This is a genomic window from Massilia sp. TSP1-1-2, from assembly GCF_049896185.1.
Classification (GTDB): Bacteria; Pseudomonadota; Gammaproteobacteria; order Burkholderiales; family Burkholderiaceae_D; genus Telluria_A.
Genome location: NZ_JAFCTU010000016.1, coordinates 21,101 through 39,848 on the forward strand (window position 1 = coordinate 21,101; position 18,748 = coordinate 39,848).

Sequence of the window (18,748 nt, forward strand, 5' to 3'; positions counted from 1 at the left end):
GCCGCAGCGTGGCAGGCGATCGCCATGGGCAAACTGGAGGCGGATAATTTTCGGTCAACGGCAAGTGGGTGCCCTGGTATAACCTGCACAAGCTCTACGCAGGCCTGCGCGACGCCCATCGCTACGCGGGCAGCGAAGAGGCGCGCGCGATGCTCGTTGCGCTGTCCGACTGGGCCATCACGCTCACCGCAAAACTTGGCGACGAACAGATGCAAACCATGTTGCGCAGCGAGCATGGCGGCATGAACGAAGTCTTTGCCGACGTCTACCAGCTGACCGGCGACAAAAAATACCTGGCGCTGGCGCGGCGCTTTTCGCACAACGCGATCCTTGCACCACTGGCAGCAGGGCAGGATGCATTGACCGGCCTGCACGCCAACACCCAGATCCCCAAGGTCATCGGCTTTGAACGCATTGGCGAAGTGACGGGCGAACGCAAGTGGCTCGACGCTGCCGAATTTTTCTGGACCACGGTGCGCGAGCGGCGCACGGTTGCCATTGGCGGCAACAGCGTCAAGGAGCACTTCCACGACGCCACGAACTTTGCATCCATGATCAGCGAAGTGGAAGGCCCCGAAACCTGCAACACCTACAACATGCTGCGCCTGTCGCAGATGCTGTTCGAACGCGGCGGGCAGGTGCGCTACGCCGACTATATCGAGCGCGCGCTGTACAACCACATTCTGTCGTCGCAACGACCCGGTGACGGCGGCCTGGTCTACTTCACCCCGATGCGCCCGAACCATTACCGCGTGTACTCGCAGGCGGACAAGGCGATGTGGTGCTGCGTTGGCTCCGGCATCGAAAGCCAGTCCAAGTACGGCGAATTTATTTATGCGCACGATGGCGACGCGCTGATCGTCAATCTGTTCGCACCGTCCACGCTGTACTGGCGCGCCAAGAACGTGCGGCTGACGCAGTCGACCGGTTTTCCGGATCGCGACAGCAGCCGCCTGACCATCGACGGCGATGGCGCCTTTACGCTTAAGCTGCGTTATCCGGGCTGGGTGGGGAAGGGGCGCATGCAGGTGCGGGTCAACGGCAGGGCGCTCAATATCGCCGCCGCGCCGGGCAGTTACGTCAGCGTGCAGCGCCAATGGCGCCAAGGCGACCGGGTCGACATCCGGGTGCCGATGACGACCACGCTTGAACAGATGCCCGACAAGTCGGACTACTACGCGGTGCTGCACGGGCCTATTGTGCTGGCGGCAAAAACGCAGTTGTTCGCTGATGAAAAGCTCAACTTTGCGGCCGACGATACCCGCATGGGCCATATCGCGCAGGGGCCGGTCTGTCCGCGGGAGGCTGCGCCCGTGTTTGTCAGCGACACGCGCGCGTTCGCCGGCAAAATCAAACCGGTGGCCGGCGAGCCGCTGACCTTCACGATGCGCGGCCTGGTGAAAGGCGACAATGCCGGTGCGCTGCGCCTGATCCCGTTTTTCAGACTGCACGACGCGCGCTACATGCTGTACTGGCCGTATTCGACGCCCGGTGCACTTGCCTCCAGAGCGCCGGCGATTGCCGAAGCGCAGGCGCAGCAGCGCGCAGTGGACGCGCGCACGATCGACCAGGTGGCCCCCGGCGAACAGCAGCCGGAGTCCGATCACGCCTACCAGGCCGAAGGCGGCGACGCGGGCCTGGCGCCTGCCGGGCGCTGGCGCCACGCCAGCAAGTGGTTCAGCTACACCTTGAACGATCCTGCGTTGGAAGCGACATCGCTCAGGCTGACGTTTGCTGCGGGAGATGCAGGGCGGCGCTTCGACGTTGTCGTCAATGGCACGCCGATCGCCGCCGTCACGCTCGAAGAACAGGCCAACGCAGTCTTGTACCAGCGGGACTTCGCCATTCCGACGGCCGTGAGTGCGGCGTCGCAAGGCAAGCTGGTGGTGCGCTTTGTCGCGCGCGAAGGGTCGATCGCCGGAGGCCTGTACGGCCTGCGGCTGATGCGCTAGCGCTTACTGCGTCGCTTACTGCTTCGTCTTGATGCGCCAAGTCCATGCCGCCAGCGGCGCGGCCTTGGCGCCGTCCAGCGTAAACGACTGCCGCTCTGCCGACAGGTTGACCACCACCTCGACGACATTGGTACCGAGCACACGCTTGTACGCAAGCACCTTGTCGTTGCCGGTCGCGCTAAAGGTCGCTGGCGCGCCATACTGGCCGTTGGCCATGGCGGGATTGTCGCGCTTGACCTTGAGCAGGCCACTGTAAAAATCCGTCAAGCGATAGCTGTCCCACGCGATCGGGTCTTTTTCAAAGAATGCGAGCTGCTTGTCCAGCGCCGACTCCTGGCCGTTGTAAATGAGCGGCATGCCGGGCAGGGTGGCCGCCACCACGGCCAGCGCCTGGTAGGCCGGGCCATACAGTGCGCGGTCGGTGCCGTGCCAGGAATTGAAGTCGTGATTGTTGGTGAACAGCATGCGCATTGCGTGCGAGGGAAATACCTTTTCCGGCTTGCTGATGTAGGCCACGATGTCGCGCGCGTCGGCGTTCCCCTTGCCGACCTTCTTGAAAATGTCGGCCAGCGCCCAGTCGTACGTCATGTCGAAGGCTTGTTCGTGCAGCGCCGGCTCGGCCCATTCGGCCAGCATGAAGACCGGCTTGATTTTGTCGAGCTCGGCGCGCGCATGGTTCCAGAATGCGACCGGCACCAGGCCTGCAACGTCGCAGCGAAAGCCGTCGATGTCCGCTTCGCGCAGCCAGAACGCCATGGCCTGCGTCATGCCTTGCCAGAGCGCGGGTTTGGTGTAGTCGAGCGCGATGACGTCGGTCCAGTATTCCACGTTGCCGCCTTCGTTGAAGGTGACGGGGAAGATGTCGCCTTTCTCGTTCTTCTTGTACCAGTCGTTGTGCTGCGCGACCCAGGTGTTGTCCCAGGCGGTGTGGTTGGCGACCCAGTCCAGGATCACGTGCATGCCCAGCTTGTGGGCCTGCGCGACCATCGCCTTGAAGTCGGCCATGCTGCCAAACTCCGGATTGACGGCCGTGTAGTCGCGCACCGCGTAGTAGCTGCCCAGCGAGCCTTTGCGGTTCTTTTGGCCGATTGGCTGCACCGGCATGATCCACAGGATGTCGACGCCCATCTTTTTCAGGCGCGGCAGATCGGCGGCAAAGGCGTTGATCGTGCCTTCCCTGGTGAACTGGCGGATGTTCACTTCGTAGATGTTGGCGTTGCGCGACCACGCGACGTGCGCCATCGTGGCAGGTGGCTGAGCCGCGTTCGCGCCATGTTGCGCCAAGGCTGGCAGGCAGGCCAGGGCAAGGGAGGCTGCGCTGAGCACGCGGGGAATGGTCTTCATACTGTCTCCGTAATTAAACTACGCGTTTTCGTTGAAAAATTTATCAGATAGTAGCGCCAAACCGGTTTGAATTGTAGTTGAATTTCACCATCTGATGAAATCCGGGTCGCTTTTGCGATATCAATTTCGATATACCTTTTGCGCAAAATTTGATTGGTTCGCTATGTCGCTTTCTCCTACCATTGGGACAATAAAAATCCATAGGAGACCAGCATGAAACTCACACGCCGCACCATCCTCGCCGCTGCCCTGATCGGCGCCGCCAGCTTTCCGGCCATGGCCGCCAAACCGCTGGTAATCGGCTTTTCGCAGGTCGGCGCCGAGAGCGAATGGCGCAGTGCGAACACGCGTTCGATCAAGGAAGCGGCCAGCGCCCAGCACATTACGCTGCGCTTTGCCGACGCCCAGCAGCGCCAGGAAAACCAGGTCAAGGCAATCCGCTCCTTTATTGCGCAGCGGGTCGACGTGATTGCCTTTTCGCCGGTTGTCGAATCGGGCTGGGAAACGGTGCTGCGCGAAGCAAAGGCCGCCAAGATCCCCGTCATCCTGACCGACCGCGCCGTGAACGTCACCGACACGTCGCTGTACGCGAGTTTCATCGGCTCCGATTTTGTCGAAGAAGGCCGGCGCGCCGCGCGCTGGCTGGTGGAGCGCGCGGCCAAAACGCCGGGCAAAGTGTTCAATATCGTCGAACTGCAAGGCACTGTCGGTTCGGCGCCCGCGATCGATCGCAAAAAAGGCTTTGAAGAAGTTATCGCCGGCAAAGCCAACCTGAAAATCACGCGTTCGCAGACCGGCGACTTTACCCGTACCAAGGGCAAGGAAGTGATGGAAGCGTTCCTGAAGGCCCAGGGCAAGTCGATCAACGTGCTGTACGCGCACAACGACGACATGGCCATCGGCGCCATTCAGGCGATCGAGGAAGCGGGTCTGAAGCCGGGTGTGGACATCCTGGTGATCTCGATCGACGGCGTCAAGGGCGCATTCCAGGCCATGGCTGCGGGCAAACTGAACGTCACGGTCGAATGCAACCCGCTGCTGGGGCCCCAGCTGATGGCCGCGGCGCAGGCGGTTGCCGCCGGCAAGCCGGTCGCCAGGCGCATCACCGTTGTCGAAGGCGTGTTCCCGGCCGAGACGGCGGCGCGCGAACTGCCTAACCGCAAATATTGATCATGAGCGGCACCCTTGCCACCCCGGTGCTCGAGCTGCGCGGTATCTGCAAGCAGTTCCCCGGCGTGCGCGCGCTGCACGATGTGGCGCTGCGCCTGTTTCCGGGCGAAGTGCACACACTGATGGGCCAGAACGGGGCGGGAAAGTCGACCCTGATCAAGGTCTTGACGGGCGTGTATGCGCCCGACAAGGGCAGCATCACGCTGCACGGGCAGGAAATCCGGCCCACGTCCACGGCGCACGCGCAAAAGCTGGGCATCAGCACCGTCTACCAGGAAGTGAACCTGTGCCCGAATTTGTCGGTCGCCGAAAATATCTTCATTGGCCGCTATCCGCGCAAGCTTGGCATGGTCGACTGGGGCGCGATGCGCGCGCGCGCGGCCACGCTGCTCGAACAGCTTGAGGTAAAGATCGACGTCAGCGCGCCCTTGTCGGCCTATCCGCTGGCGGTGCAGCAGATGGTGGCCATTTCGCGCGCGCTCAATGTGTCGGCCCAGGTGCTCATTCTGGACGAGCCCACGTCCAGCCTGGACGAGGCCGAAGTGCAGCTGCTGTTTCGGGTCCTGGGCAAGCTGCGCGCCCAAGGCATGGCGATCCTGTTCGTGACCCACTTCCTGGACCAGACCTACGCCATCTCCGACCGCATTACCGTGATGCGCAATGGCGAGCGCGAAGGCGAGTACGCATGCAGCGAACTGTCGCGCCTGGCCCTGGTCAACAAGATGATCGGCGCGGCAGAGGACTTTGACCACGCGCCGGGCGCGCTGCAAAGCGCCGCGCCGGGCGACGTTTTTCTCGAGGCGCGCGCCTTGGCCCGCAAGGGCGCGCTGGCGCCGCTCGACATTTCCCTGCGTTCCGGCGAAATCCTCGGCTTGTGCGGGCTGCTCGGCTCGGGCCGGACCGAAACGGCGCGTTTGCTGTTTGGCGCTGACCGCGCCGACGGCGGCACCATCAAGGTGGGCGGCGCCGAACGCGCGTTTGACACCCCGCGCGACGCGATTGCCCAGGGCATCGCGTTTTGTTCGGAAGACCGCAAGCATGAAGGCGCCATTCTTGAACTGTCGGTGCGCGAAAACCTGATCCTGGCGCTGCAGGCGCGCGCCGGCCTGCTGCGCGCCATTCCGCGCAAGGTGCAAGAGGCGATGGCGCTCGACTACGTGCACAAGCTGGACATCAAGACGGCCGACATTGAAACCCCGATCGGATCGCTCTCCGGCGGCAACCAGCAAAAGGTGCTGCTGGCGCGCTGGCTGGTCACCTCGCCAAAGATGTTGATCCTCGACGAACCCACGCGCGGCATCGACGTGCGCGCCAAACAGGAAATCATGGACTACGTCAGTGGACTGTGCCGCAAGGGCATGGCAATTCTCTTCATCTCGTCGGAGCTTCCCGAAGTGCTGCGCTGCAGCGACCGGCTGCTGGTCATGCGCGACCGTCAAGGCTGCGGCGAGTACCAGCGCGGCGAGCTTGACGACAGCTCGGTGCTGCAAGTAATCGCAGGGGAGGCGGCATGAGTAGCTTGAGCGCGCGCGCAGCCGGCTCGCCATCGGTGCTGCAACATGCGCTGTTTCGCCCGCTGGCGGCGCTGGCGCTGCTGCTGGTGATCGACATCCTGGCCATTCCCGGCTTCCTGCAGCTCTCGCTCAAGGATGGTCACCTGTACGGCAGCATTGTCGACATTCTCAACCGCGCCGCGCCCCTGATGCTCGCTGCGCTTGGCATGACGCTGGTGATCGCCACGCGCGGCATCGACATTTCGGTGGGCGCGGTGGTGGCGCTGTCGGGCAGCGTGGCCGCCGTGCTGGTGGGCGGCGGGCCGGAGGCCCAGACGCCGCTGTTGTGGGCGATGGCGGCGGCCATGGGCGTGGCGCTGCTGTGCGGCTTGTGGAACGGCATGCTGGTGACCGCGCTCGGCCTGCAGCCGATCGTTGCCACCTTGATCTTGATGGTGGCCGGGCGCGGCCTGGCGCAGTTGCTCACCGACGGCCAGATCATCACGGTGTATCACACACCCTTCTTCTTCTTGGGCGGGGGCCACTTCCTCGGGCTACCGTTTTCGCTGACCGTCGTCGCGCTGGTGTTTGCGGCGATCGCATTCATGATGCGCAAGACGGCGCTCGGCCTTTTTATTCAGGCGGTCGGCATCAACCCCGTGGCCGCGCGGCTGGCCGGCTTGAGAACGGCCACGCTGATCGTGTTCGTGTATGTGTTCTGCGCTGCCTGCGCGGGCCTGGCGGGCATGATGGTCAGCTCGAACATCAAGAGCGCCGACGCTAACAACGCCGGCCTGCTGCTCGAACTGGACGCCATTTTGGCCGTCACGCTGGGCGGCACGTCGCTGGCCGGCGGCAAGTTCAGCCTGGTGGGCAGTGTGATCGGCGCGCTGATCATCCAGACGCTTACCTTTACGATCTATTCACTGGGCGTGCCGCCCGAGGTCAACATGGTTGTCAAGGCAGTGGTGGTGTTCCTGGTGTGCCTGTCGCAATCGGCCCAGTTCAAACAGCTTTTTTCGCGGAGGAGCGCATGAAGTCCCGGGCTTTTACCCCGCTTTTTACTCCGTTTGTGACGCTTGCGCTGCTGGCGGCAATGCTGTCCATCGGCGGCGTCGCCTATCCCGGCTTTTTGTCGGTGCAGGTCTTGTTCAACCTGTTGATCGACAATGCCTTCCTGCTGGTGCTGGCAATCGGCATGGGCTTTGTGATTCTGTCCGGCGGGATCGACCTGTCGGTCGGCTCGGTGCTGGCGCTGGCGACCATGATATCGGCCTGGCTGCTCAACGTGGCGCACTGGCCGCCGGCGCTGGTGATCATCACCGTGCTGGTGCTCGGCGCCCTGTTCGGCGGCGCCATGGGCTTGCTGATCCACGCCTTCAAGCTGCAGCCCTTCATCGTAACGCTGGCCGGCATGTTTTTGGCGCGCGGCCTGTGCTACCTGATCAGCATCAATTCGATCACCATCGACGACCCGCTCTACCTGTCAATGTCGCAGGCCCAGTTTGCGCTGCTGGGCGGCTTTGTCTCGCCCAGCGCGCTGGTGGCGCTGGCGATGCTGGCGCTGGCGGTCTGGCTGGCCCACTACACCGCTTTCGGACGCAGCGTGTATGCGATCGGCGGCAGCGAGCAGTCGGCGCTGATGATGGGCCTGCCCGTGGGCCGCACCAAGGTGCTGGTGTATGCGCTGTCCGGCTTTTGCGCGGCGCTGGCGGGGGTGCTGTTTTCGTTCTACATGCTCTCCGGTTACGGCCTGCATGCGCAGGGCGCCGAGCTCGATGCGATTGCGGCCGTGGTCATCGGCGGCACCTTGCTCTCGGGCGGCTACGGCTACATCGCCGGCGCGCTGTCGGGCGTGCTGGTGCTGGGCACCATCCAGACGCTGATCGCCTTTGACGGCACGCTCAGTTCGTGGTGGACCCGGATCGTCATCGGCGCGCTGCTGTTCCTTTTTTGCGCCGTGCAGCGGTTGATGGCAATGGGCGCCGCGCGCCGGCTGCAAACGTAATATCAGCAACGCCAGACCTACATAAAAAACACAACAGGAGAATATATGATCAAGCAGACACTTTGCGCACTGGCGCTGGGCGTGGCCGCGGCGTGCGCGCACGCGGGCAATCCGCTCGTTACCGATATCTTTACCGCCGACCCGGCAGCGCTGGTGGACGGGGGCAGGGTCTACCTGTACGTGGGCCACGACGAAGCGCGCGAAGGGGGCAAGGACTACCTGATGAACGAGTGGCGCGTGTACTCGAGCTGCGACATGCAGCGCTGGACCGACCATGGCTCGCCGCTGCAGTACTCGACCTTCAAATGGGCCGGACGCGATGCGTGGGCCGGCGACGTAGCCAAGCGCGACGGCAAGTACTATTTTTACGCAACGGTCGATCACAAGACGGTGCCGGGCAAGGCAATCGGCGTGGCCGTCTCCAGCAGCCCGACCGGGCCGTTCGTGGACGCGCGCGGCACCGCCTTGGTCACCAACGACATGACCAAGCAGAGCGCCATCATGTGGGACGATATCGACCCGGGCGTATTTGTCGACGACGATGGCCAGGCCTGGCTGTACTGGGGCAATACGGTGCTCAAGTACGCCAAGCTGAAACGCTCGATGACCGAACTGGACGGCCCGATCCTGAGCCATGACATCAAGGATTTCACGGAAGCGCCGTATGTCCACAAACGCGGCAAGACGTACTACCTGACGTACTCGCGCTTTTTCCCGGAGGAGACGGTGTATGCGACCAGCAACAGCGCCGCCGGGCCGTGGACTTACCAGGGTGTTGTGATGGACAAGAACGAGGGCGTCAAGACGATTCACCAGGCGATCATCGACTTCAATGGCAAGTCGTACATTTTTTACCACAACGCCAAGCTGAAGGGCGGCGGTGAATTTCGCCGTTCCGTCGCCGTCGAGGAACTGCATTACGACAAGGACGGGCGCATCGGCCTGGTGGCGCAAAGCGCTGCCGGTCCCCGCGCCAACCCGGCGCCTGGCTGCAAGTGATATGAATAGTTATATCGGTTTCGCATCCTCGATATGGATTGCGGGTAGAATTTTATGATGGATACCCTCAACCCCAATTGGTTCTTGAAAGCGCGCCTGAAAACGCGCCAGCTGCTGCTGCTCATTGCGCTGGACGACCATCGCAACATTCACCGCGCCGCTGACGAACTGCACATGACCCAGCCGGCTGCCTCGAAGCAGGTCAAGGATCTCGAGGAGATGCTCGACGTGCGCCTGTTCGACCGCCTGCCGCGCGGCATGGAGCCGACCATGTATGGAGAAACCATGATCCGCCATGCGCGCATGGCCTTGACCAGCCTGGCGCTGGCGCACGACGACATCGTCGCCCTCAAGGCCGGGCTGGCGGGGCAGGTGGAAGTGGGCGTGATCATGACGCCGGCCATGTCGCTGCTGCCGCGCGCCATTGCCAACGTCAAGAAGGTGGCGCCGATGCTGCGCATCGAGGCGCATGTGGAAGCGAGCAATGTGCTGCTCGACCGCCTGCAGCGCGGCACGCTCGACTTCATGATCGGGCGCATCCTTGAAAAAGAGAATTCTTCGGGCTTGGTGTACGAGGAATTGACCGAGGAGCCGGCCTGCGCCGTGGTGCGCGTGGGCCATCCCTTGCTGCAGGTCGAAAAGCTGAGCCTGGAAGATATTTATGACAAGGCCTGGATTTTGCCGCCGCACGGTAGTATCCTTCGACACCGTTTTGACATGATGTTTCGCCGCGCGGGCCTGGACGTGCCTGTCAATGTTGTCGATACCACTGCTTTATTGCTGATTACGGCATTGCTGCAGCAGACCGATTCACTGCACGTGATGCCGGTCGATGTGGCGCACTATTACGCGTCCCTGAACGTGATTAGCGTTTTACCTATAGAATTGCCGTGCAAAATGGATGCGTTCGGTATCATCCGCCAGAAGGATCATCTGTTGTCTCCGGGAGCAGAGCTGTTGCTCAAAGCGGTACGCGCCGCGGCCGGAGAACTCAGCTAAGCTTGCGAACAACTTGAAAGTGTTGTATTTTTGCGAAATCGACACGTGAACAAGTTGTTATGTTCGGTAACGAACCGAGTTGTAGTTGATAAGAAGGAATAATATGTACTCTGCTACGAATCAGTCCTAGCGAGCCCCCAAAACCACACTAGCGAGAGAAAAAACATGAAATTTACAACAAAAGTTGCATCGATGACCGCGATTGCTGCCGCAGCAGTCCTGATGAGCCATGGCGCGAGCGCGCAGAGCACCGAATTCGTCAACCCTGACTGGGCTGACCACGCAATGTATATCGGCGCATCGGTTGGCCAGACCAAGGGCAACCTGAACGACGGCGACACGCGCCGCTCGCTGTCCGTGAGCCCAGTTGTGCTGAGCTCGTTCAGCAGCGACGACAAGGACGTTGGCTATCGCCTGTTCGTCGGCAAGCAACTGAACCGCTTCTTCAGCGTTGAAGCTGGTTACTCGGACCTGGGCGAAACCACGTTCACGAGCAACTCGCAAATCGGCACCGCCGGCGCGAACATCAAATACCGCGGCGTGAGCCTGGACCTGATCACCCAGGTGCCATTCACCGAGCGTTTCTCGGCTTACACCCGTCTGGGCGTAGCGTACATGGAAGCGAAGACCGAGCACACTGGCATTCGTAACGCTGGCCGTGGCAACCAAACCGAAAAAGGCGCCGCTGGTAAAGTCGGCCTGGGCCTGGAATACAAATTCTCCGAAGCGCTGGCAATGCGCGCTGAATACGAGCGCACCCGCCTCGACGACAGCATCCGCACCAAAGCCAACGTCGACCTGATGTCGCTCGGCCTGGTCTACAAGCTCGGTCGTCCGGTAGCAGCGCCAGTGGTCTACACGCCGCCGCCAGCACCAGAGCCAGTTGCAGAAGCACCGGCACCAGCACCAATGCCAGCACCGGCACCGGCACCAGCGCCAGTGCCAACGTCGGAAAAAGTATCGTTCGCTGCTGAAGCGCTGTTCGACTTCAACAAGTCGGCTGTCAAGCCAGAAGGCAAAGCTGCTCTGGACGACCTGCTCAACAAGCTGCAAGGCATGAACACCGAAGTCATGGTTACCGTTGGCCATACCGACTCCGTCGGTTCGGACAAGTACAACCAGAAGCTGTCGATCAAACGTGCTGAAGCTGTCAAGGCTTACATCGTCTCCAAAGGCGTTGATGCATCGCGCGTCTACACCGAAGGCAAGGGCGAGTCCCAGCCAATCGCTGACAACAAAACTGCAGCTGGCCGCGCCAAGAACCGTCGCGTAACCGTTGAAGTTGTTGGTACCCGTACCACGACGAACTAATTTTTCATCATTAGTTCAAAAAGCCGCCGGGCTCGCCCGGCGGCTTTTGTCGTTTACGGCCCCGTGCGTGGCTGTTGCAAAAGGATCGACGGTGCAGCGGCACTATATCGTCCTCGCACCGTCGCAGTGTTTTTTGTTGTTGTGGTGGTAAATATCTTTTTTAGGCAATTGCTAAGTGCGGTGCCGAACAGATAGATAGGCTGTCAATGAGCAATAGTGTAATCCTCAGAACTACACATCAATGCGTGACCACGCTAAGGAAACACCATGAACGTCACAAAAAGCACCAGAACTTTATTTTGCGCGGCAGGCCTGATCCTGACGACGTTCCTGTCCGCCTGCGGCGGGGGCGACAACGGACGCGATCCGATCCTTGGCCTGGACGGCACCAGCGTGGTCAGCGTGGCGGTGACCCCGGCCACGGCCACGATTCGCATGACCGGCACCCAGCAATACACCGCGACGGCCAGCTATGCCGACGGCACCACGCGCAATGTGACGACACTGTCGCAATGGGTTGCGGGCACGCCGGCCGTCGCCAGCGTCGGTGCGGCTACGGGCCTTGCCACGGGTATCAAGGGCGGTAATACTAACATCACCGCCAACTATGGCGCCAAGTCCGGCACGGCAGCGCTGACCGTGCTGCCTGACCTGGTCGGCATCCGCATCGCGCCCGCGCAACCGGTCATCCTGTCGGCATCCACCCAGCAATTTACGGCTACCGGTTCGTACTCGGACGGCACCTTCGCCCCGATCACCGCGCCGGTGACCTGGTCGCGTTCGAACGTCCTGGTCGCCAACGTCTCCCCGACCGGCCTTGCCACCGGCCTGGTCCCAGGACAGACGTTGATCACCGCCACCAGCGGCCTGCTGAGCGGCAGCGCAGTGCTGACCGTGGTCGCGCCACCGCCGCCGCCGCCGGTGCCGCCAGTGCCGCCGCTGCCAGGCGCGCCAATTCCACCTGTTGTGCCGCCAGTCGCACCGCCCGTGGTACTGCCAATTCCGCTTAACACCGTCAACCTGGGCGCCGCCACCAATTTCGCCGTCCTCGCTGGTACCGCGCTGACCAACAACTCGAACGTCACCACGATCATCGGCGGCGACGTCGGTTCGCCATCGCAGACCGTGCCACCGCGCGTGTTGCCGGGCTTTTTCAATTATGTCGCCGGTCCTGAGTTGACCAACGGCCTGGCCTCACTGACGACTGCCATCACCGACGCCAACAGCCGCACCTGCACCGTCAGCTCGCCTTCCGGCGTTGATCTTGGCGGCAAGATTCTGCCGCCTGGCGTGTATTGCTACGACGGCGCGATCAGCATCACCGGCACCTTGATCCTGAACGGTCCCGGCGTGTATATTTTCCGCACCAAGATGACGCTTGATTCAGTGGCCGGCGCGATCGTCGCCACGATCAATGCCGATCCGTCGCAAGTGTTCTGGGTGCCGGTTGGCGCCACCACGCTGGGCGCCAACGGCCACTTTCAGGGTTCGATCCTGGGCCAGGCGTCGGCCATCACGGTTGGCGACAACACCGACCTGTTCAACGGTCGCGTCTTGTCGCAAGCGGCCGTCACGCTCGCCAGCAACAAGATCAACAAATAAGCCACGCACACTTCCCGAAAGCAGAACATGAAACTATTAAAACAAGTGGGCGCGCTAAGCGCCATCGGTTGCGCCTTGCTGGCCAGCCAGGTTGCGTTTGCTGCTGACGAGCCCTTCGTCAACCCGGACTGGGCCAACCACGCCTGGTACGTTGGCGGTGGCATCGGCGGCTCGCAAGCAACCATCGACGAGGCGCGCATTCGCAGCGCGCTGGCCAGTAATGGCTCGACCGTGACGGCCTTCACCAAAGATGAAAAATACGCCATTGCCTACAAGGTTTTCGGCGGCAAGCAGCTGAGCCGCAATTTTGCGCTCGAGGCGGGCTACTTCGACCTGGGCGACTTCGTCTTCAACGCCACCACGTCGGACGGTTCGCTGGCCGGCAAGGCGCGCATCCATGGCGTCAACCTGGACCTGGTGGGTCAGTTGCCGATCACCGAGCGCTTTTCGGTGCTGGCCCGGATTGGCGCGCAGTACGCCAAGACCAAGACCACGTTTTCGGGCAACCGCCTCAATGCCGTGACCAGTCCGAACAATAGCCAGAGCAATACGAGTGCCAAAGTCGGCCTCGGTCTGGAGTACAAGTTCAACGAAGCGCTGGCAGCGCGCGCCGAACTTGAACGCTTCCGCGTCAAGGACGCCGTCGGCAACCGCGGCGACATCGATGTGGCCACCATTGGCCTGGTCTACAAGATGGGTCGTCCGGCTGCCGCCGCGCCGGTCTACGTGGAACCGCCGGCGCCGGTTGCCGCGCCGGTCGTGGTCGAGCCCGCGCCCCAGCCGGCACCAATGCCGGCCCCTGTGCCGGTATCGGAAAAGGTGTCGTTCGCCGCTGAAGCGCTGTTCGACTTCGACAAGTCGGTCGTCAAGCCGGAAGGCAAGGCAGCGCTGGACGACCTGCTTACCAAGCTGGCCGGGATGAACACGGAAGTGATGGTCACCGTCGGCCATACCGACTCGGTCGGCACGGACGCGTACAACCAGCGCCTGTCGCTGCGCCGCGCCGAAGCGGTCAAGGCCTACATCGTCTCCAAGGGCATTGATGCATCGCGCGTGTACACCGAAGGCAAGGGCGAAAGCCAGCCGCTCGCCGACAACAACACTGCCGAAGGCCGCGCCAAGAACCGCCGCGTGACCGTCGAAGTGGTCGGTACCCGCACCAAGTAAGCAGGCGCAAAGCTGCAAGGCAGCGATAAGCGGCAACAAAAGAGCCGCCGGGCCACAAGCCCGGCGGCTTTTCTCATTATTTTTCGCTTAGAGCATGGGCAGGCGCAGCATGTCGACTGTTTTGCGGATCAGGTACAGGCGCTTGGCGGTGTAAGGCGGGAAAAACAGCTTGATCAGCATCAGCGGGGAGGAGCGCAGGACGCCGCGCTCGTGCGAGAACGCCTTGAAGCCGTAAATGCCGTGGCCGTTGCCGATGCCGGAATTGTTGACGCCGCCAAAGGGCAGGTTGCCGTGCGCGAACTGGGCCACGCAGTGGTTCACGCAGGCGCCGCCGGAACTGGTGCGCAGCAAAACTTTGTCGATGTGCTTCTGGTTGCGGCTCCAGATGTACAGCGCGAGCGGCTTTTGCCCCGCGTTGATGGAGGCTAGCACGTGGTCAAGGTCGCTGTATGCCATGATCGGCAACAGCGGCCCGAATATTTCTTCTTCGAGGATGGCGCTGCCGGGAGCGATGTTGTCGAGCAGGGTGGGCGCGATCCAGCAGGTCGCGGTATCGACGTCGCCGCCGGCATGCACCACGGCGCCTTTGGCCAGTGCATCGGACAGCAGGTGCGCCACGCGCTCGGCATGGCGCCGGTTGACGATGCGCGTCAGGTCGGCACTGGCTTTTTGCGCAGCGGCGCCGCTGCCATAACGCGCGGCCAGGACTTTTTTGCATTCCTCGATGAATGCCGTTTTCACCGAGGCGTGCACGTACAGGTAGTCGGGCGCGACACAGGTCTGGCCGTTGTTGATGAACTTGCCCCACATGACCGTTTCGGCCGCCAGCTTCAGGTTGGCCGTCTCGTCGATGATGGTGGGCGATTTGCCGCCCAGCTCCAGCGTAACGCTGGTCAAGTGCTTGGCCGCCGCCGCCATGACGATCTTGCCCACCGCCGGCGAACCGGTAAAGAAGATATGGTCGAAGGGCATCGCCAGCAGCGCGCTCGAGGTGGGCAGGCTGCCTTCGAACAACGCCACTTCATTGCTGGGAAATACGTCGGCGATGATGCTCGCCATCAAACGCGACACGGCCGGCGTCATTTCGGACGGTTTGATGATCGCGGTGTTGCCCGCCGCTAGCGCCGACACCAGCGGGCCAAAGCACAGGCTGAGCGGGTAATTCCACGGTGCGATGATCAACACGCGTCCGCGCGGCTGGTACTGGACCCAGGCCGACGTGCCCAGCATGGTCGTGGTCGGCCACATTCTGGTCGGCTTCATCCAGCGCTTGAGCTGGCCCAGCACATGGCGAATTTCTTCCATCACCGGCAAGAATTCGGACGCTTCGACTTCGGCCGGCGCCTTGCGGTAATCTTGGGCGAAAGCGTCGTAGAATTGCTCGCGTTTGGCCATCATAGCCTCGCGCAGGCGCTTGATGCGCTCGATACGCTGGCGCGCGTCCGACTCGCGCCAGCGCAGCGCGGTCTCGTGCTGCGCGTCGAACACCGCCGCCATCTGCGCGGGTGAGGCTTCGCCGACGGCTGGCGCGCCCGCCTGGACGGGAATGGTGTGGAGCTGGGTCATGGCTGGGGCTTCCAAAATAAGCTTCCAAAATGCGAGGGTGCCCAGCGTACCATGCGCAAGGTTTGCTGATTTACAGGATTATTCTAACTTTTGTTGCTTTGTCGGCAGGACTGCCGTTTCGGTGAGGCACCGAACGGAAGCGGCGGGCCGCCCGGGTTGTAATACGGTATGCGAAAACCTGCTTCCTCCGCGGCCCCGTCGCCGCCCGTGCGCCCCGGCTTTGTCCAGGTACGCGGCGCGCGCGAACATAATCTCAAAAACGTCACGCTCGACATTCCGCGCGACGCGTTGGTCGTCTTCACCGGCGTGTCCGGCTCGGGCAAGTCGTCGCTCGCCTTTGGCACCTTGTACGCCGAAGCGCAGCGGCGCTACCTGGAATCGGTCTCGCCCTACGCGCGGCGCCTGTTTCACCAGATGCCGGTGCCGGAAGTGGACGACATCAGCGGCTTGCCGCCGGCAGTTGCGCTGCAGCAGCAGCGCGGCGCGAGCACCACCCGCTCGTCGGTCGGCAGCGTGAGCACCCTGTCCAATTCGCTGCGCATGCTGTACTCGCGCGCCGGGACCTACCCGCGCGGCCTGGCGCTGCTGTATGCCGAATCGTTTTCACCCAACACCCCGGAAGGCGCGTGCCAGCAATGCCATGGCCTGGGCCGCGTCTATACAGTGACGGAACAGTCGATGGTGCCGGACGATACGCTGACTATCCGCGAACGGGCCGTTGCCGCCTGGCCCACGGCCTGGCATGGCCAGAATTTGCGCGACATCCTCGTTACGCTCGGGATCGAGGTCGATACGCCCTGGCGCGAGCTGCCGAAAAAAGTACGCAACTGGATCTTGTTCACCGATGAACAGCCCACCGTGCCGGTGTACGCGGGCTTGACGCCGCCAGAGGCGCGCGCCGCGCTAAAACGCAAGGATGCGCCCAGCTACCAGGGCACCTTCACGGGCGCCCAGCGCTATGTGCTGCACACGTTCGCCGGCACCGAAAGCGCCTCGATGAAAAAGCGCGTGGCGCGCTACATGGTCAGCGCCGAGTGCCCGCTATGCCGCGGCAAGCGCCTGCGCCGGGAGTCGCTGTCCGTCACCTTTGGCGGCATGGATATCGCCGACATCTCGCGCCTGCCGCTGGCGCGCCTGCATACGCTGCTGCTGCCGTTTGCCGAAGGGCGCGCGCACCAAGATGCGCGCCAGGCGCGGGCCCACCCGGAACAACTGATCGTCATGCGCCGCATCGCCGAAGACCTGGTCGCGCGCCTGGACGTGCTGCTGGCGCTGGGACTGGGCTACCTCGCGCTCGAACGCAGCACGCCCACGCTCTCGCCCGGCGAATTGCAGCGCCTGCGCCTGGCCACGCAGGTGCGCTCGAACCTGTTCGGCGTGGTCTATGTGCTCGATGAGCCGTCGGCCGGGCTGCATCCGGCCGATACCGAGGCGCTGTTGACGGCGCTGGCGCAACTGAAAGCGTCGGGCAATTCGCTGTTTGTCGTCGAGCATGCGCTGGATGTAATCGCGCACGCGGACTGGATTGTGGACGTCGGCCCGGACGCGGGCGAGCAGGGCGGGCATATCCTTTACAGCGGGCCGCTGGCCGGCTTGAAACAGGTGCAGCAGTCGCACACGCGGCGCTACCTGTTCGGCGAGCAGCGCATGCCGGCGCGCACGCCGCGCGTGCCAAGCGCCTGGCTCAGGCTCGAAGGCGTCACGCGCAACAACCTGCACGGCCTTGATGTCGACCTGCCGCTCGGCGTGCTGGCCAGCGTCACCGGCGTGTCCGGTTCGGGCAAGTCGACGCTGGTTTCGCAGGTGCTGGTCGAGCTGGTGTGCGCAGAACTGGGGCAGGAAGGCTGGCCCGAAGCAGTGCCCGACGCGCAGGAGGGCGAAGCGCTGGAACAGGATGCCGCCATTCCCACCGAAGGGCGGATCGTGGACGGCATGGCGCACATCAAGCGCCTGGTGCGGGTCGACCAGAAACCCATCGGACGCACGCCGCGCTCCAACCTGGCCACTTACACGGGGCTGTTCGACCACGTGCGCAAACTATTTGCAGCGACCAGCATGGCGCGTGCGCGGCGCTACGATGCAGGGCGTTTTTCGTTCAATGTCGCCAAGGGCCGCTGCGAGCAGTGCCAAGGTGAAGGCCAGGTAATGGTCGAACTGCTGTTTTTGCCCAGCGTGTATGCGCCGTGCCCGACCTGCGCGGGTGCGCGCTATAACGCCAGGACGCTGGAAGTGACGTACCGCGACAAGAATATCGCCGAGGTGCTGGGCATGACAGTTGACGCCGCCGCGGCTTTTTTTGAAGAGGAAGCGCCCATTTTTCGCTCGCTTGACGTCTTGCGCGACGTGGGACTGGGCTACCTGCGTCTTGGGCAACCGGCCACGGAATTGTCGGGCGGCGAAGCGCAGCGCATCAAGCTGGCGACCGAACTGCAGCGCGCCGCGCGCGGGAACATGCTCTACATCCTGGACGAACCGACGACGGGCCTGCATCCGGCCGACGTCGACCGGCTGCTGGTGCAGCTCAACCGCCTGGTCGAAGCGGGCAACAGCGTGATCGCGGTGGAACACAATATGCGCGTGGTGGCGGCGAGTGACTGGGTGATCGATATCGGTCCGGGCGCCGGTGATGCCGGCGGCGCCGTGGTGGCCAGCGCTTCCCCGCACCAGCTGGCGAAGTCGGCACGCAGCCGTACCGCCCCCTACCTGTCCACATTTCTCGCCAGAAAAAGCTGACGGGCCGGCTGTTTGGTGCCGACAATGAGCACCGTTGAAAACATCGAATGCAATTACGGTTTCAATAGCTCTATACTACGGATCAATGAATCAATGAATCAATGAATCAATGAATCAGTGAATCATGATGAGGGCAGCGCCCGTCAGAATGTCCGACGAGATGAGCAGGTAAGTGGCGGCGCTGGCCAAGCCAAGGTGGAGAGCGGCCCAGGTAAGTGGAAATATGCGCATGATGGGTGTCCTTCGGGAGCGGTTGGTGCATTGTTTTTGATACTATGACTGGATTTTAAACACTGTTGTGCCTGTCACGTATCGGCGAACCGTCCGGCACCATGTAGGACGTTGGCTTGCACCTATCAATGATGCTAAGCTCCTACGTGAAATGTAGGCTGCGTCCTATGGCG

General features: G+C 62.6%; 12 protein-coding genes and 2 pseudogenes. 12 read left to right on the plus strand and 2 right to left on the minus strand.

What is annotated here, in order from left to right:
* The first annotated feature begins 68 nt into the window (after positions 1-68).
* Entirely contained in the window at positions 69-1,952 is a 1,884-nt protein-coding gene (locus ACP7BV_RS15265; RefSeq protein ID WP_426104985.1) for a beta-L-arabinofuranosidase domain-containing protein, read from the plus strand.
* 15 nt (positions 1,953-1,967) lie between these two features.
* Here ACP7BV_RS15265 and ACP7BV_RS15270 read toward each other — a convergent pair whose 3' ends face one another.
* A complete protein-coding gene (locus tag ACP7BV_RS15270; RefSeq protein WP_426104987.1) occupies positions 1,968-3,296 on the minus strand; it encodes an alpha-amylase family glycosyl hydrolase in 1,329 nt (442 codons plus the stop codon).
* A 213-nt stretch (positions 3,297-3,509) separates the two neighbouring features.
* Here ACP7BV_RS15270 and ACP7BV_RS15275 point away from each other — a divergent pair, with 213 nt between their 5' ends.
* From ACP7BV_RS15275 to ACP7BV_RS15320, 10 genes and pseudogenes are all read left to right on the plus strand, one after another.
* Positions 3,510-4,466 (plus strand): ABC transporter substrate-binding protein, encoded by a 957-nt coding sequence (locus ACP7BV_RS15275; protein WP_426104989.1) that lies wholly within the window; start codon positions 3,510-3,512, stop codon positions 4,464-4,466.
* A 2-nt stretch (positions 4,467-4,468) separates the two neighbouring features.
* Positions 4,469-5,980 carry a sugar ABC transporter ATP-binding protein gene (locus ACP7BV_RS15280; protein WP_426104991.1) on the plus strand — a complete coding sequence of 504 codons (1,512 nt, stop codon included), beginning with the start codon at positions 4,469-4,471 and terminating at the stop codon, positions 5,978-5,980.
* On the plus strand, positions 5,977-6,996 hold the full coding sequence (locus ACP7BV_RS15285) for an ABC transporter permease (RefSeq protein ID WP_426104992.1): 1,020 nt from the start codon (positions 5,977-5,979) through the stop codon (positions 6,994-6,996). The genes ACP7BV_RS15280 and ACP7BV_RS15285 overlap by 4 nt, the downstream gene beginning before the upstream one ends.
* Complete coding sequence (yjfF, locus tag ACP7BV_RS15290) at positions 6,993-7,967, plus strand: galactofuranose ABC transporter, permease protein YjfF (protein ID WP_426104993.1); 975 nt, start codon at positions 6,993-6,995, stop codon at positions 7,965-7,967. The genes ACP7BV_RS15285 and yjfF overlap by 4 nt, the downstream gene beginning before the upstream one ends.
* A gap of 45 nt (positions 7,968-8,012) precedes the next feature.
* Entirely contained in the window at positions 8,013-8,966 is a 954-nt protein-coding gene (locus ACP7BV_RS15295; RefSeq protein ID WP_426104995.1) for a glycoside hydrolase family 43 protein, read from the plus strand.
* Between the two features lie 57 nt (positions 8,967-9,023).
* On the plus strand, positions 9,024-9,965 hold the full coding sequence (locus tag ACP7BV_RS15300) for a LysR family transcriptional regulator (protein WP_426105092.1): 942 nt from the start codon (positions 9,024-9,026) through the stop codon (positions 9,963-9,965).
* 192 nt (positions 9,966-10,157) lie between these two features.
* Positions 10,158-10,787 (plus strand): annotated as a pseudogene (locus ACP7BV_RS15305) (outer membrane beta-barrel protein); the annotation flags it as partial.
* A gap of 45 nt (positions 10,788-10,832) precedes the next feature.
* Positions 10,833-11,276: pseudogene (locus tag ACP7BV_RS15310) on the plus strand (OmpA family protein); the annotation flags it as partial.
* 267 nt (positions 11,277-11,543) lie between these two features.
* Entirely contained in the window at positions 11,544-12,878 is a 1,335-nt protein-coding gene (locus ACP7BV_RS15315; RefSeq protein WP_426104996.1) for an ice-binding family protein, read from the plus strand.
* A 27-nt stretch (positions 12,879-12,905) separates the two neighbouring features.
* The gene (locus tag ACP7BV_RS15320) at positions 12,906-14,045 is read left to right on the plus strand and encodes an OmpA family protein (RefSeq protein WP_426104998.1); all 1,140 of its coding nucleotides are present in this window, start codon (positions 12,906-12,908) and stop codon (positions 14,043-14,045) included.
* An 87-nt stretch (positions 14,046-14,132) separates the two neighbouring features.
* Here the strand turns inward: ACP7BV_RS15320 and ACP7BV_RS15325 are convergent, their stop codons facing one another.
* Positions 14,133-15,611: an aldehyde dehydrogenase family protein gene (locus tag ACP7BV_RS15325; protein WP_426105000.1), complete on the minus strand. Its 1,479-nt coding sequence runs from the start codon at positions 15,609-15,611 to the stop codon at positions 14,133-14,135.
* A gap of 168 nt (positions 15,612-15,779) precedes the next feature.
* Here ACP7BV_RS15325 and ACP7BV_RS15330 point away from each other — a divergent pair, with 168 nt between their 5' ends.
* Entirely contained in the window at positions 15,780-18,344 is a 2,565-nt protein-coding gene (locus ACP7BV_RS15330) for an excinuclease ABC subunit A (RefSeq protein WP_426105002.1), read from the plus strand.
* Positions 18,345-18,748: the final 404 nt, after the last annotated feature.

What these genes read in the sequence shown, in the direction of transcription:
- ACP7BV_RS15270 (WP_426104987.1), bottom strand. Translation starts at nt 3,296, where the DNA reads ATGAAGACCATTCCCCGCGTGCTCAGCGCAGCCTCCCTTGCCCTGGCC.
- ACP7BV_RS15275 (WP_426104989.1), top strand. Translation starts at nt 3,510, where the DNA reads ATGAAACTCACACGCCGCACCATCCTCGCCGCTGCCCTGATCGGCGCC.
- ACP7BV_RS15280 (WP_426104991.1), top strand. Translation starts at nt 4,469, where the DNA reads ATGAGCGGCACCCTTGCCACCCCGGTGCTCGAGCTGCGCGGTATCTGC.
- ACP7BV_RS15285 (WP_426104992.1), top strand. Translation starts at nt 5,977, where the DNA reads ATGAGTAGCTTGAGCGCGCGCGCAGCCGGCTCGCCATCGGTGCTGCAA.
- yjfF (WP_426104993.1), top strand. Translation starts at nt 6,993, where the DNA reads ATGAAGTCCCGGGCTTTTACCCCGCTTTTTACTCCGTTTGTGACGCTT.
- ACP7BV_RS15295 (WP_426104995.1), top strand. Translation starts at nt 8,013, where the DNA reads ATGATCAAGCAGACACTTTGCGCACTGGCGCTGGGCGTGGCCGCGGCG.
- ACP7BV_RS15300 (WP_426105092.1), top strand. Translation starts at nt 9,024, where the DNA reads ATGGATACCCTCAACCCCAATTGGTTCTTGAAAGCGCGCCTGAAAACG.
- ACP7BV_RS15315 (WP_426104996.1), top strand. Translation starts at nt 11,544, where the DNA reads ATGAACGTCACAAAAAGCACCAGAACTTTATTTTGCGCGGCAGGCCTG.
- ACP7BV_RS15320 (WP_426104998.1), top strand. Translation starts at nt 12,906, where the DNA reads ATGAAACTATTAAAACAAGTGGGCGCGCTAAGCGCCATCGGTTGCGCC.
- ACP7BV_RS15325 (WP_426105000.1), bottom strand. Translation starts at nt 15,611, where the DNA reads ATGACCCAGCTCCACACCATTCCCGTCCAGGCGGGCGCGCCAGCCGTC.
- ACP7BV_RS15330 (WP_426105002.1), top strand. Translation starts at nt 15,780, where the DNA reads ATGCGAAAACCTGCTTCCTCCGCGGCCCCGTCGCCGCCCGTGCGCCCC.